General features: G+C 71.4%; 12 protein-coding genes. 5 read left to right on the top strand and 7 right to left on the bottom strand.

Features of this window, described 5'->3' with window-relative positions:
- Window positions 1-8: 8 nt before the first annotated feature.
- On the bottom strand, window positions 9-650 hold the full coding sequence (locus tag NV263_RS15300) for a UbiX family flavin prenyltransferase (RefSeq protein ID WP_263246942.1): 642 nt from the start codon (window positions 648-650) through the stop codon (window positions 9-11).
- Window positions 651-1,231: 581 nt separating this feature from the next.
- Window positions 1,232-1,747 (bottom strand): DUF3291 domain-containing protein, encoded by a 516-nt coding sequence (locus tag NV263_RS15290; protein WP_263246941.1) that lies wholly within the window; start codon window positions 1,745-1,747, stop codon window positions 1,232-1,234.
- Between the two features lie 288 nt (window positions 1,748-2,035).
- Here NV263_RS15290 and NV263_RS30800 point away from each other — a divergent pair, with 288 nt between their 5' ends.
- Window positions 2,036-2,329: a recombinase family protein gene (locus NV263_RS30800; RefSeq protein ID WP_263246940.1), complete on the top strand. Its 294-nt coding sequence runs from the start codon at window positions 2,036-2,038 to the stop codon at window positions 2,327-2,329.
- Here NV263_RS30800 and NV263_RS15280 read toward each other — a convergent pair.
- Entirely contained in the window at window positions 2,280-2,696 is a 417-nt protein-coding gene (locus NV263_RS15280; protein ID WP_263246939.1) for a hypothetical protein, read from the bottom strand. The genes NV263_RS30800 and NV263_RS15280 overlap by 50 nt on opposite strands.
- 483 nt (window positions 2,697-3,179) lie before the next feature.
- Window positions 3,180-3,743, bottom strand: a complete 564-nt coding sequence (mug, locus tag NV263_RS15275; protein ID WP_263246938.1) for a G/U mismatch-specific DNA glycosylase — start codon at window positions 3,741-3,743, stop codon at window positions 3,180-3,182.
- Window positions 3,744-4,313: 570 nt separating this feature from the next.
- Between mug and NV263_RS15270 the strand changes: the two genes are divergently transcribed.
- The 4 genes from NV263_RS15270 (at window position 4,314) to NV263_RS15255 (ending at window position 10,113) form a co-directional block, all read left to right on the top strand.
- Complete coding sequence (locus tag NV263_RS15270) at window positions 4,314-5,984, top strand: DUF885 domain-containing protein (RefSeq protein WP_263246937.1); 1,671 nt, start codon at window positions 4,314-4,316, stop codon at window positions 5,982-5,984.
- A gap of 708 nt (window positions 5,985-6,692) precedes the next feature.
- The gene (locus NV263_RS15265; protein WP_263246936.1) at window positions 6,693-8,219 is read left to right on the top strand and encodes a PucR family transcriptional regulator; all 1,527 of its coding nucleotides are present in this window, start codon (window positions 6,693-6,695) and stop codon (window positions 8,217-8,219) included.
- Window positions 8,219-9,124, top strand: a complete 906-nt coding sequence (locus NV263_RS15260) for a 5-oxoprolinase subunit B family protein (protein ID WP_263246935.1) — start codon at window positions 8,219-8,221, stop codon at window positions 9,122-9,124. Before NV263_RS15265 ends, NV263_RS15260 begins: the two co-directional genes overlap by 1 nt.
- Window positions 9,121-10,113: a 5-oxoprolinase subunit C family protein gene (locus NV263_RS15255; RefSeq protein WP_263246934.1), complete on the top strand. Its 993-nt coding sequence runs from the start codon at window positions 9,121-9,123 to the stop codon at window positions 10,111-10,113. Before NV263_RS15260 ends, NV263_RS15255 begins: the two co-directional genes overlap by 4 nt.
- A 161-nt stretch (window positions 10,114-10,274) precedes the next feature.
- On the opposite strand, the gene NV263_RS15250 is transcribed toward NV263_RS15255, so the two are convergent.
- From NV263_RS15250 to NV263_RS15240, 3 genes are read right to left on the bottom strand one after another with little or no spacing between them, the layout of a single operon-like run.
- On the bottom strand, window positions 10,275-11,168 hold the full coding sequence (locus NV263_RS15250) for a bile acid:sodium symporter family protein (protein ID WP_263246933.1): 894 nt from the start codon (window positions 11,166-11,168) through the stop codon (window positions 10,275-10,277).
- An 18-nt stretch (window positions 11,169-11,186) separates the two neighbouring features.
- On the bottom strand, window positions 11,187-12,521 hold the full coding sequence (locus tag NV263_RS15245) for a Dyp-type peroxidase (protein WP_263246932.1): 1,335 nt from the start codon (window positions 12,519-12,521) through the stop codon (window positions 11,187-11,189).
- A gap of 20 nt (window positions 12,522-12,541) precedes the next feature.
- Window positions 12,542-13,552: a hypothetical protein gene (locus tag NV263_RS15240; RefSeq protein ID WP_263253981.1), complete on the bottom strand. Its 1,011-nt coding sequence runs from the start codon at window positions 13,550-13,552 to the stop codon at window positions 12,542-12,544.
- Window positions 13,553-13,565 lie beyond the last annotated feature (13 nt).

The raw sequence follows: 13,565 nt of genomic DNA, 5'->3' as shown, positions 1-13,565 counted from the left end.
TGCCCGGCTCAGGTGATGTCGCCGTCGGCGGGCAGGGCGTCGGGGTGGCCGTCGGACGCGGTGGGCGTGGCGGCCCGGCCCGCGCGTTCCTCCGCCAGTCCGCTCCAGCGGCGCGCACTGGGCAGCCGGAGTCCGAACTGGTCGAGGGTGCGGGCGACGATGTGATCGACGACGTCGTCGAGATCCTCGGGGTGGTTGTAGAAGGCCGGTGCCGGAGGCAGGATCGTCGCGCCCATCCGGGACAGCGCCAGCAGGTTCTCCAGGTGGATGGTGGACAGCGGGGTCTCCCGGGCGACCATGACGAGCTTGCGGCCCTCTTTGAGGGTCACATCCGCCGCCCGGCCGACGAGGTCCTGCGCGAAGCCGGTGCGGATACCCGCGACCGTCTTCATGCTGCACGGCACGATCACCATCCCGTCGGTGGGGAAGGAGCCGCTGGAGATCGGCGCTGCCTGATCCTGCGGTCCGTGGGTGGCGGTGGCGAGCGCGCTCACCTCCCGCGCGGTGCGGTCGGTTTCCAGCGCGATGGTCGCGCGGGCCCACCGGCTGATCACGAGGTGCGTGTCCACCTCCATGCCGCGCAGCGCCTCCAAGAGGCGGATGCCGATGACAGCCCCGGTAGCTCCGGTCATGGCCACGACGAGTCGCATGAGTACGCCTTCCGACCGCACAAGAAAGGACGCACACGTCCCTTTGCCGACGCCCAGAATACTCCGTGTGCGTCCTAATGCAAGGGGTCTGGTCCGCGGCCCTGCTGTCGACCAGCCGAGGTGCCAGCGGTGGCATGGCAATCGCCTCGGCCGTTTCGGCCAAGCCGCAGGGTGAGCCATGTCCAGGTCGGCCACCCAGTACCGGGCCGACGCTCAGCGGGAAGACCAGCAGTCCCAGCCGGTCATATGGTCAAATACGCCACCGCACTCCGCCTGGGCACCGCGGAATCGGAGTCGATCCTGCGTCGGTTCACCCCCGGCGGGCCGAAACACCCGCCTACCAGGCGCTGGAAGAACTTGGCCGCGCGGCGCGCACGATCTTCGCCTGCCTCACCGGAACTACGCGGGGAGAGCCACGGCGGGTTGCAGGTCGTGGAGAACTGGAACTCCGGCCACACCGCGCTGTTCTACGGCATAGATGGTGGTCTGACCGGCCCGGACCGCGAACACGCCGAGGTCTCCATGCAACACCCGCCTCGGCCTCCCGATCCCGTCTCACTGACGGATCGGCGAGCCGACGCTCAGGCAGGGCAGAGCCAGTCGTCGGATCCGAGCACGGGCTGGGCACTACTGTCGGCATCTGGCGGCGGAAAACTGTTGCGCAGTGTGAAGGCGTGTGGTGTGGGGCCGTGGAGCCGCAGATGACGGACCCGCTCCTCGGCTTCGTCGGTGCTGGGCCGGTGCCCGGCCGAAACCCACCAGCAGGCGGTGTAGGCGGTGCTCATCCGTTGGAACCACTCGCGGCGTCGCTTGAGGACTTGGCGATGCAGCTCGCCGTAGACGAACGCGGCCAGGTGCTCGACGTCCCGCCAGACCGACATGTTCACGATGACTCCCGCGCTGTCACCGACGTCCCAGTCGAAGGCGCGCACCGCGGTGGCATCGCCGTCCTCGGTCTGCAACCGCCACACGAACCCCGGTGAAGCATCGGCCGCGGCATTGACCGGGTCGAGCGCGGCCACGAAATCCGCCAGCTGCGGATCGTCCAGCGGCGCCACCAGCCGGGCAATGTTGACCTGGGCGAGCTCGAATCGCATGGCCGCAGTCTGCCCGACCGTCTGATCGTTTCGCCATAGATCGGAAGTCGAATGTCCGCACCGGGAACCCCCTACGTACACGCTGCGACCGACAGCTTGCTTCCCCCGCGACCTCGACCAGCGGCGTTGCAGTTGCCTCGTACGGCGAAAATTCCGATTGCCGGGGGCTCAACGTACGCTCGCGCCCCATGAGCGGGACGATCACCGGCTACGCCCGCTGCTCAACCGACGAGCAAGACCTCTGCCCGACGCCAGCGCCTGGCCGAGCTCGGTGTCGCCGACGACCGGATGTATCTCGACCACGGGCTGACCGGCACCACCCGCGCACGTCCCGGCCTCGACCAGGCGCTCACGGCGGTGCGAAGCGGCGACACCTCGGTGGTGCCGAAGCTCGACCGAACGCCTGTTCCGTGGACATCGCCGCAGCCCGCGATCACCAGTGCCGCAGATCACCGCGGACACGACGGTGGCCTTGGCGCCGACACGGGATGCAGGTCCGCGTCGGCGCCAAGGCCACCAGCAAGGGGCAGGATCAGCGCTTCTTCGGCGGCGGATCCTTGCGCAGCAGGTCCGGGCCGATGATGCGGCGCACCACCCGGCGGAAGATGCTGCGCTTCTTCACCGGAGCGGCCGGGCGCGCCTGTTCGGCAGGCCGCGGCGCGACCGGAGCCTGCGGCTGGGTCAGCAGCGTCGGCTCCGGTGATTCGGCGCCGACCCGGGGCTCGGCCGGGCGTGGCCCGGTCTCGTCGGCCGGAGTCGACGCCGGGGTCGGTGCGGTCGGCGGTTCGGGGTTGAGCCGCTTGGCGAACTCGGGCTGTTCGTCGCGGATCGCGGGGATGTAGGGCTGGGTGACCTCGATCCGCTCCGGTCCGTCCTCCCACCGCGGCGGGGCGGGCCGGGCGGCGGGACGCGCTGGGGCGGCCACTTCGTCCAGGGGCAGTTCACCCATGAATCGAGTGGTCAACGGTCCCGGATCCGGCTGCGAGCGGCGGCGCTGCTGCGGGTCCGTCGGGACCACGGGCTGGAACCACGGTCGGGCAAGGTCGTCTTGAATAGTCATCCGTATCGACTCTGCGGGGGCAAACGGCCAGTGTCACCGGTAGGGCCTGGCCTACCGGCGGACAAGACCCTACCGGTAACGGACCGATAAAGCACACCCCTGTGTTCCGTAGCTCTCCCGCGACGATCACGACCAGTGTCAATGCGGCCATTCGGGGTAATCGCGAACCGGGCCGCGACGAGCCCGGTCGAGCACCCCGGAAGCCCGCGCGGCGCCACCGGTTCCCCGCCACCGACAGACCACAGTGGACAGACGTCGTCGGGTGGATCTCGCGCTGGTCACGCGGCCCTCGCCACCAGGTTCGGACTCCCGCTGAACGAGTTCGGTGGAGCTGCGGGCGGGACCGCGAGCCCGGCAACCCGGCTGCGCCGCTCAGCCGTCGTGCGCCTCGACCGCCCGGCGCAGCCGGGCGAACTCCTCGGCCAACGTCGCGGCGGTCCAGTGCGCGTTGAGCCCGCTCGGATTGGGCAGCACCCACACCCGGGCGTCACCGATCGACCGCTGCTGGGAGCCGACCGTGGCCGCCCGCACGCCGAACGCGGTCCGGTAGGCGGTGATCCCGACGACCGCCACCCACGCCGGCCGGTACCGCTGCACGGTGCGCTCCAGCGCACGCCCGCCTTCGCGCAACTCCTCGTCGGTGAGCTCGGCGGCCCGGGCGCTGGCCCGCGCGACCAGGTTGGTGATGCCCAGTCCGTACTCGGCCAGTTCGTCCTGCTCGTCCGGCCGCAGCAGGCGAGGGGTGAAGCCGGAGGAGTGCAGCGCGGGCCAGAACCGGTTGCCCGGCCGCGCGAAGTGGTGCCCGGTCGCACCCGACCACAGTCCGGGGTTGATCCCGCAGAACAGCACCCGCATGCCGGGGGAGAGCACGTCCGGGATCGTCGCGCCCTCTGCCGCGGCCAACTCCTCCGGGCTCGGCCGATCACCACGCACCACCACGCCTGTTGCCTCCATCCCATGCCGGTCGACGCAGCCGACCGTAACGGGTCCCGCCCCACCCACCTCCACCACCTTTTCCGTCACAATAGATCAATAACGTTACCAACCAAACGAAACGATTCCCTGAACAGGCGATTCCGGCGAAACGGAGCCGCGCATAATCGAGCTTATGTGCGGTAGGGCTTGCTGTGGAGGCGTACCCGGGGCAGGGGTGGCGGGGCCGCCGCAAACGAATTGGCGCTACCCCGCGGCGACGCGGCTCGTGGCGGAGGTGGGTCGCCGCGGGGCTGCGGAGAGGGCGAGAGCGGCAGGAGTGCGGTTTCGGTCCGCCCGGCCCCGACTCGGGACGCGGTCCCCTGAGCTCCTTGATCGTCACCGTGACGGAAAAAGGGTAGATCATGGGAACCGCCTTCCGGGGGCCTTCGCGAGTCGGAGTCGCCCCAGGAGCGGGATCGAGGACCGGGTGAGGTGGCGCTCGTGGTCGCCGGGTCACGGGCCGGGCTTGTGGTGGTGGTCGCGGAGAAAATCCCTCGCCGACACCGTTTCTCATCGGGTATGACCACGCCCATGACCGCCGTGACCGAGCTCGCCGACGAGGTGCTCGCCCTGTTGCACGACGAAGACCCGTTGGCGGCGTCACTGCTCGGATTCCAGGAGTACGACCACCGGTTGCCCGATCTCAGTGCGCAGGCCGCTCTCGCGCGCAAGGCCAGGGCCGAGGACATCGCCCGGCGTGCGGCCGCCCCGCCCGGTGGGCTGGACGGGCAGGACGCCGTGACGCGGGCCGTCGTGGTGCAGCAAGCGCACGCTCTGGCGGCGCGGGTCGATGCGGGGCTGGTCGAGCACACCGTGGCGTTCACCCTCACCGCGCCCGCCGGGGCGTTGCTGCATTCGCTGCCGTTGGTGCGGCCCCGGGGAGACGACGCGGAACGCGCCTATCTGGCCAGGTTGGCCGCCATCCCCGGCTATCTCGCCGATGCCGCGCAGCGTCACTGCGCGGGCATCGCGGCCGGCCGGGTTCCGCTGGCGTACCTGGGGCGTGCCGCGGTGTCCGCGCTCGACCGGTACCTCGCCGTCCCGGACCGGGACCCTCTTCGCGAACCGGTGCTGAGCGGAGCGCGGGCCGCCGAGCGCGACAGGGTCCTGGCCGACGTGGTGCGTCCGGCGTTCGCGCGTTACCGCGACGTGATCGATACCGAGGTCGTGCCGCGCGGGAGGCCGCCGGAGAAGCCGGGGTTGTGCTGGCTGCCGGACGGGCAGGTGGTGTACGCGGCGCTGTCCCGGGCGCACACGACCACCGAACGCACCCCGGACGACCTGCACCGCACAGGGCTGGAGCTCATCGAGGGGCTCGCCGACGAGTACGTGGAGGTCGGCTCGCGCGCCTTCGGTGCCAGGACCGTCGGCGAGGTGCACGACAGGCTCCGCACCGATCCCGCGATGCGGTGGCGCGGTCCGCAGGAGGTGCTGGCGGTGGCTCGCGACGCGGTCGAGCGGGCTGAGCGGGCGGCGCCGGGCTGGTTCAGGCGGGTGCCCGCCGGGCGTTGTGCCGTGGAGCCCGTTCCGGACAGCGAAGCTCCGCGGGTGACGGCGTACTACGTGCGGCCCGCGTTGGACGGGTCCCGGCCTGGTACGTACTTCGCCAACACCTACCGGGCCGAGGAACGCGACCGGTTCACCGCCGAGGCGGTGGCGTTCCACGAGGCCGTGCCGGGACACCACTTCCAGCTGGCGCTCGCGCAGGAGGTGCGGGGGCTACCGGCGCTGCGACGGCTGGCGGGGATCACCGCCCACGTCGAGGGGTGGGCGTTGTGCGCCGAGCGGCTCGCCGAGGAGATGGGGCTGTACTCCGACGACATCGCGAGGTTGGGCCTGCTCGCGGAGGATTCCGCTCGTGCCGCGCGGTTGGTCGTCGACACCGGGTTGCACGCCCGGGGTTGGAGCAGGCAGCGGGCGGTCGACTTCCTGCGCACGCACACCCTGCTGTCCGAAGTGGACATCCAGACCGAGGCCGATCGTTACATCGAATGGCCGGGGCAGGCGTTGTCGTACATGGTGGGGCGCCTGAAGATCCAGCGCCTGCGATCCCTGGCCGAGCACGAACTCGGCAGCGGCTTCGACCTCGGGGCGTTCCACGATCTCGTGCTCACCAACGGCCCGCTGCCGATGACCGCGCTCGCCGAACTCGTCGAGAACTGGGTCCACGGCACGCGAGCCCCGGATCCGCGTCCCGTGTGAGGCCCGGGGCGAGGAGCGCGATCCGGACTCGGGCCTGGTGTGGCGCCACGACCGCCGGGCGGGAGCTCGATCGGCGGTTTCGCACAGCGCGGACGTTCGCCGGGGCGGTGTGACCACCCCGGCGAACGCGCCTCCTCCTGGGCGTGCCGGAAGATCGTTCTCCTTCCGGACGCGCTCTGCGCGGCAGTCGGGTTCTGGGCTCCTGGCATACCCCCACATGCCAGGGCGCTCGACGGCCTGGGAATGATCGTGGTCCCAGGGCGGGGAGGCGGGCCAGTTCCTCCTTGCACAGTCAGGGCTCCGGTGCGGTTTCGTTCTGCTGCGCGTGCGGGTCGGTCCGCCGTACAGCTGGCCGTCGACCAGCAGCAACAGGGTGTCCAGCCAGGACGGTCCTCGGCAGGCCGATGGCGAGTCGACCTGGGTGACGGTGCCGTCCGTCATCAGAAGGTGATCGGGGACGCGGCGGCGTGATCGTCACCGTGACGGAATGGAGCGGTCTCTCCGTGCCCATTTTTTGATGAAGTTCGATCGATCTTTCTGAGGAATCTTCGTCGAGAGTGGACGGCATGGGGGTGCTGGCGGCTACGATCCGGGGAACTCTTGATCGGCTCCCCTCGGACGCGGGAGGAGCAGGTACCCCGCCCGGGCCCGCGACGGGCCCGGAGGACGCGGACGCGGGACACCGCAGCTCGCCTCCGGGGAGGTCCGATGCGCCCGACCCTGCACTGGCTGGTGCAACGACGCGAACTGCACCTGCACCCCCTGGTACCGGGCCGCGCGGACCCCGAGATCCGCTGGGTGCACGTCAGCGAACTCGACGACCCCACCCCGCACCTGTCCGGCGGCGAACTGCTGCTCACCACCGGCAAGGGCTTCCCGGCCCGTGGCGGGCACTGGGACGACTACGTCCGGCGGCTGACCGCGCGCGAGGCCGCCGGGCTGGGCTTCGGCGTCGGCCACGCCCACGCCGAGGTGCCCCGCGACCTCGTCGACGCCGCCGCCCACCACGACCTGCCGCTGCTGGCCGTGCCGCGCGCGACACCGTTCATCGCGATCAGCGAGACCGTCGCCGCCGAGATCACCCGCGGACAGGAACGGCTGCTCACCCACGCGTTGGAGACGCAGGCCGACCTCGTGCACGCCGCCTTGTCGACCACCGGGTCGCGCGCGGTCGTCGGCCGGCTCGCGCAGGCGCTCGACGCGTGGGTCCTGCTGCTGGACGCCGACGGCCAGGTCCGGCACGCGGCTCCCGCGCGGGCCCGCGGCCACGCGGCGCGGATCCGCATGGACCTGGACGCACTCGGGCTGCGCACCCGGCTGCAGGCGGCGTCGCTGACCGTCGCCGGCGACCAGGTCGCCGTGCTGCCGATCGACGTGCGCGGACACCTCGGCGGATACCTCGCCATCGGGCGGACGAGCGCGCTGGCACCGGTGCAACGATCGGTGCTCACCAGCGCGGTCCGGCTACTCGCCCTGGACCTGGCGGGCGAACTCGACGAGCAGGAAGCGCAGCGGCGCGAACGCCGCGCCGTGCTGCGGCTCGCGGTCGACGGGCACCCCGACCTGGCCGAGCTGGTGGCCGACACGCTCGGGGTGCCCATGCCACCGGCACCGCTGCGGGTGGCGTTCGTCGGATGCCCGCGGGAGGCGCTGCCGCGGCTGCTGCGGGTGGCCGAGGACCAGCACGGCCTGCGGCAGGCCGGAGCGCTCACCGCCCAGTACGACAGCCACAGCGCGGCGGTCCTGCTGCCGGTGGCCGAAGGCGATCTGCAGGCCCTCGACGAGGTGCTGCACCGGGTTCCGCAGGCCCGCGCGGTGGTGACCGAGGGTGTGCGCGCCGACGAGGTCTCCGACGCGCTGCGCCGGGCCCGCTCGGTGTATTTCGGCTCGTCCGGGCACACCGCGCGGCTGGTGCTCGCCGAGGACGTCACCACCGCCGGACTGCTGGCGCAGCTGGACAACCCCAGTGCGCGCGGCTGGGCCGCGGCACTGCTGGAACCGCTGGACCGGCACGCGCAGCGGTCCAAACTGGACCTGATCTCCACGCTGCGGGTGTTCCTGCGCCACAACGGCCACGTCGACTCCTCGTCCACCGAGCTGGGCATCCACCGGCACACCCTGCGCTACCGGCTCGGGCGGATCACCGACCTGCTCGACTGCACGCTGGACGACCCCACCACGCGCGCCGAGCTGTGGCTGGCGCTGCGGCTGCGCGACCAGGACGGTGACCGGTGATGTCGGCGACGGTGCTCGGCCGCGTCGAGGCCGACGGTGAACGCCCGGCGATCACCTACCGGCAGGCCGGGGACCGCGCGGTCCTCGTCGAATACGGCGAGTCCGATGTGGACCTGCGGGTCAACTTCTTCGTGCTGGGCGTGCTGGGCGCGCTGCTGGCCGAACCACCGGACGGACTCGTCGAGGCCGCACCGGGATTCCGGTCGATCGTGGTGGGCTTCGACCCGGCCCGCACCACGCGCCGCGCGCTGCTCGACGCGCTCGACGACGTCCACGCGCGCCAACCCGCGGTCTCGTCGCTGGTGCTGCCGGGACGGCGCATCACGCTGCCCATCGCCTTCGACGACTCCGCCTCGCGGGAGGCCGTGGCCCGCTACACGGCCACCATCCGCCGCGACGCGCCCAACACCCGGGGCGGCAGCAACATCGACTACATCGTCGAGCGCAGCGGCCTGTCCGACCCGGAGGAGCTGTTCGCGGCGGTGACCGCCACCTCGTGGTGGACCGCGTTCATCGGGTTCTTCCCCGGCCTGCCGTTCCTGTTCCCGCTGCGCGCCCGGCAGCGGTTGTTCGCGCCGAAGTACAACCCCACCCGGGCGTGGACCGCCGAGGGGGCCGTGGGCATCGGCGGGCGGTGCGTGGCGATCTTCCCCGTCGAATCCCCCGGCAGCTTCCAGCTGTTCGGCCGCACGGTGCCCGTCTACGACCCGCACGGGCGGCACGACATCTTCCACGACGACCCGTTCCTGGTGCGGCCGGGCGATCAGGTGCGGTTCACGCGGGTGTCCGAGGAGGAGCTGCTGGCCGCGCGGCGGGACGTGTTCGACAACCGCTACGAGTACCAGGTGGACGACGTCGCGTTCTCGGTCGCCGACCACCTCGCCGCAGATGCGGGGTCGCCGTGAGCGGTGCGGTCGCGGCGTTGGAGGTCGTCGACCCGGGTGTGCAGACCACCGTGCAGGACTGGCCCGGCAGGCCCGGGCTGCAGCGCCGTGGTTTCTTCCCGTCCGGGCCGGTGGACCACCTCGCGTTCCGGGTGGCGAACCTGCTGGTCGGCAACGATGTCGGGGCGGCGGCGCTGGAGATCCCGATGGGCCGGTTCGCCGCGCGCGTGGCCGCCGACGGTGTGGTGGCGCTGTGCGGCGCCGACGGTGCGGCACCGGTGCTCAACGGCGAACCGGTGCCGCTGTGGGAGGGCTTCGACGTGCGCGCCGGGGACCGGTTGACCTGCGGCCCGGCCAAAGGCCCGGGATTTCGGCTCTACCTGGCCTTCTCCGGTGGTTTCGAGGTGCCCGAGGTGCTCGGTTCGCGCGCCACCCACCTGGTGGCCGGGATCGGCGGCGTGGACGGCAGAGCGCTGGTGCGCCACGACGTGCTCACCGCCCGACCGGTCCGCCGGCCGCGTCGGCGGCGGGTGCCGCAGGCGCTGCGTCCGGCCTACGCCGAGCACTGGGAGATCGAGGTGATGCGGGGCCCGCACGCCGATCCCGACTTCCTCACCTCGGCCGACTGGGCCGAGTTCGTCTCCGCGACCTGGCGGGTGGGCCTGAACTCCGACCGGGTGGTCACCCGGCTCGGCCCGCACCGGTTCACCTGGTCGCGCGCGGACGGCGGGGCGGCGGGGGCGCACCCGTCGAACGTGCTCGACGGCGGATACCCGCTGGGCGGGGTGCACATCAACGGGGACACGCCGATGATCCTCGGCCCGGACGGGCCGACGTCCGGTGGTTTCGCGGTCGTGGCGACCGTGGTGCACGCCGGCCTGTGGCGGGTCGGCCAGCTGCGGCCGGGCCGGGACACGGTGCGGTTCCGGGAGGTCGACCTCGACCGGGCGCAGTCGCTGGCCGAGCACGTCGAGTACGTGCTGGACCCGCGCAACCTGGACGAGGTGTGAGCGCTAGCCAGCCGGGGTTTGAGGAACTCGGACGCATGAACCTGCTCGGGCTGCGGACGTGAGCCGGTTGGGGCCGCGGCGGGCGCGGCGGAAGATGCGCCAGTTGACGGTGACCGCCCGCGCTCGACCGGGCACCGCAGCCGGGTTGAGCGACTTCTGCTTCACGGTGAGTTCCTGCTCGGGGCGGCGGCGTCAGGGGCCCTCCTGCGCCTGCTGAGCAGTATGGCGATGGGGAGGGCTGCTGCGAGGCCGCTGAGGAGGATCGCGGCGAGTGCGCCCAGGACGGCGGGCTGGTCGGCGAAGGCGAGGCCGATGGCGGCCAGGGCGGGGCCGGCGTTGCGTACCGAGGCGACGCCTCCCATGGTGGTGCGGCGCGGGGTCGGGCCGGTCGCCAGCAGAGTTCCCACGGCGAAGGCGAACACGGCGAGCAGGAAGCCGGCGAGCAGGGCGAGTGAGCCGAAGAGGTCGGCGACATCGCGCCAGCTGCCGAGCAGCATGCCTGCCAGCACGATCAGGAAGGTGATGTTGGAGACGGCGGCTGCCGTGGGGTGCCATGCCTGTGCGGTGGGTTCGGCATAACGGCGCAGGAGCAGACCGATAGCGAACGGGACGAGTTGCAGCAGTGCCACCGTCCGCACCAGCGCGCCGACGTCGAGGGAGACCTTGGTGCCGGTGTCGGCGGCGGTGAGGATGGCGTTGACGGTGGGGGCGAAGGTGAGGCTGCCGAGGGAGGCGAGCAGCACCTGCATCGCCGCGCCCGCGACGACGTCGCCCTGCTGCACCGCGGCCAGTTTCGCCCCGAAGGGGCCGCCCGGGGACGAGGCGATCAGGACGAGGGCGATGAAGGCTGCCGAGGGAAGGCCGAACAGCGCGGCGATGCCCCAGCCGAGCAGCGGGATGACCACCATGTTGGCGATCAGCGCCAGCAGCAGAAGCGGAATAGTGGCGAAGACGCCGCGCAGTGCGGGGATGGTGGCGCGCAGGCCGGCGGCGAACATGGTGGCCGCGATGAAGATGACGGTGACCGCGTTGAGGACGAGATGCGGGGTGTCCATGGCGCTTTGCCCGCCCTGTCAGTCGTGGAGGTCCCCGAGCCAGCGCAGAGCGCTCAGGCTCGGCAGGAAGCAGTACTCGCCTCCACGGGAGACGACGAAGCTGGGCAGCGGGGCGAGACGGCGCCGCACGGGCCGCCGGGGGATGGTGTAGCCGGTCTGTCCGTCCACGACGCCGACGACGGGGTCCTTCGTGTTGCCGGCCCCGAAGAAGACGCCGTCGTTCATCCACTGCGACTGGACGAACTCGAACTGCCGCCCCAGGTGGGCGCCGATGAACGCGAACATCAGGCCGCGGTCGGTTCCGTCGTCCTGGAGCACGCCTTCGGGCAGCGGCGGTCCGTAGACGGCGCCGCGCCGGATCATGCGGTGCAGCCGTACCTCCCCGGCCACCGCGGAATCGCGCGGATTGGCCCGGCGGATGTGGCAGCCGCCCGGCGTGGTGAATCCCATCGGATCGTCCTGCGCGTACAGGAAGGTGTTGCGGCGGCGGGAGTCCGTGCCGAGTGCGGGGTCGTCGTGCTGCGGAGCGAGCGCCAGCGGGGCACCGCTGCGCCAGCGGCCCATGATCTTCGCCGCGATCAGTTCCTCGTCCTGGGCGCCGGTGGAGTTGTCCCTCAGGTAGCGCCTGAACGCGGCGACGTTCTGGTGGAGTTTGCGGAAGACCGCGTAGCTGCCGTTGCGCCCCAGCGCGGCCGGCTGCGGCGTCTGGACACCGCCGATCTCATCCGGGTAGCCGAGGACGAACTCCCCGCCCTTCAGAGGCGCTTCCAGCCTGTTGGACCCTGGGATGCCGCTGCCTTCGACGGCCGGATGGCTGATGCCGTCGAGGTAGCCGAAGTGTTCCTTCTCGGTGGGCAGTGCGGAGCAGTCCTGTCGCCAGATCGCCGTCACGCCGGACAGGTGGTCGTAGGCGGGCCGGGCGCGGTCGATGGCCGCCTCCAGACGCGGGGGGTCGGGGGCGATCGCCGTGATCACCACATGGACGTCGCGCGTGCCGAGCGGTGCTTCCCAGTGCTGTGGGCTGCTCGCTCCCTCGTCGCGCAGCGCCCTGGCGCGGGCGGCCATGCCCTGCCGGAACTCCCAGGCGAACGACTCCAGCGAGCAGCGCGGCACCCGCAGTGCCTTAAGGCCCCAGTAGGTGACGGCGACACTGACCCAGGTGTCCCCGAGGGGGCTGGAGGTGTCGGCGGCGGAGGTCGCCGCCGCGCTCGCCCGCCGCATCAATTCCCGGCCCTGGGAGGGGTCGTCGATGCGGAAGACCAGGTACGTGGCCGCGTACGGGGTGGGGCGGGGGCTGAGGACCCCGCGTTGGATGTCGTGGAGTTCCAGTGTGACGTCCGTGGCTGCGCTCACGTCGGCCTCCTGCGGCATCGCTACGTAACGAGGTTGCGCCAGAAGTTCCGCAGGCTGTCGTCGGCTCCGAAGAGGGTGCTGAAGATCGTGGAGTCGGCCAGCAGCACGTCGGCCGCGCGGTCACCGCTCGGGGGCATCCACAGGAACATGTTGAACTCGGCGTTCCCGTCCTCGGTGAACGGATGGGGCCGGGAGGTGTCGATCGGCTGCCGGGCCAGCACGCGGATGGCCTTCGGCTCGTCTGTCGTCACCGCGTAGTGCGGCAGGTGCATGTGGAAGTTGAAGTTCGTGACCCCGTTCAGCCACCCCTTCTCGTCCAGATCCCGGACGGTCGACAGCGGAGCGATCCGGTTGTCCTCACCGGTGGCGGGACGCAGCCCGTACCGGTTGACGACCGGGACACCCAAGCCCTTCATCAAATCCCTGACGTAGGTGGCGAACCGCTGCTGGCGAGGCACCAGGGGATCGCCGTGGTGGCGGTACTCCACCTCCCGCACCGACAGATCGTCCGACGCACCGACATCGTGATGGGGCCCCAGCACCAGGCGGGCGTCCTCCCGGGCGAGGAAGGCCCGCAGCGCCTCGATCTCCTCCGGCTGCGCCTCCTGCCCGGTGATCATGTGGTCCAGTCCGAAAACGAACAGGACGTCGGTGTCGTCGAGTACCCGTTCATCGAGCGGAGTGGGGAAACCGGCCTGGTCGATGCGCTGGTAGACCGGGACGGCATGCCCGGTGACCTCCTCGGCGAAGTCCTGGAACGCCACCCAGGCCCAGAAGAACAACTCCAGCGAGCCCGCGATGCCCTGCTGGAACCGATAGGGGTCCGACCACTTCGGGTCCTCGTAGGCCGGCCACGCCACCCGACGCACCTCCGTCAGGGTGGAGAACCGGTTGTCCAGCTCGGCGGCGTTGCGGCCCGCCTCGGCCGGGTAGCTCCACGAGACGTAGATGCTCACGCGCCGCCCGGCAGGGGTGTACTTGCGGGGAAGGTGCCGCTGGTTGTAGACGCGCGCTGTGTTGGTCTCGCTCATCGCCCAGCTCCCA

It is taken from the genome of Saccharopolyspora rosea (assembly GCF_025643595.1).
In the GTDB taxonomy this organism is placed as follows: domain Bacteria; phylum Actinomycetota; class Actinomycetes; order Mycobacteriales; family Pseudonocardiaceae; genus Saccharopolyspora; species Saccharopolyspora rosea.
The sequence above is the reverse complement of the archived record's forward strand: the minus strand, read 5'-3'. Positions and strand labels throughout refer to the sequence as shown.

Excerpts from the sequence above, each read along its gene's own strand:
- NV263_RS15265 (WP_263246936.1), top strand. The coding sequence starts at position 6,693 with ATGCGCCCGACCCTGCACTGGCTGGTGCAACGACGCGAACTGCACCTG.
- NV263_RS15260 (WP_263246935.1), top strand. The coding sequence starts at position 8,219 with ATGTCGGCGACGGTGCTCGGCCGCGTCGAGGCCGACGGTGAACGCCCG.
- NV263_RS15300 (WP_263246942.1), bottom strand. The coding sequence starts at position 650 with ATGCGACTCGTCGTGGCCATGACCGGAGCTACCGGGGCTGTCATCGGC.
- NV263_RS15240 (WP_263253981.1), bottom strand. The coding sequence starts at position 13,552 with ATGAGCGAGACCAACACAGCGCGCGTCTACAACCAGCGGCACCTTCCC.
- NV263_RS15290 (WP_263246941.1), bottom strand. The coding sequence starts at position 1,747 with ATGCGATTCGAGCTCGCCCAGGTCAACATTGCCCGGCTGGTGGCGCCG.
- NV263_RS15270 (WP_263246937.1), top strand. The coding sequence starts at position 4,314 with ATGACCGCCGTGACCGAGCTCGCCGACGAGGTGCTCGCCCTGTTGCAC.
- NV263_RS30800 (WP_263246940.1), top strand. The coding sequence starts at position 2,036 with ATGTATCTCGACCACGGGCTGACCGGCACCACCCGCGCACGTCCCGGC.
- NV263_RS15250 (WP_263246933.1), bottom strand. The coding sequence starts at position 11,168 with ATGGACACCCCGCATCTCGTCCTCAACGCGGTCACCGTCATCTTCATC.
- NV263_RS15280 (WP_263246939.1), bottom strand. The coding sequence starts at position 2,696 with ATGGGTGAACTGCCCCTGGACGAAGTGGCCGCCCCAGCGCGTCCCGCC.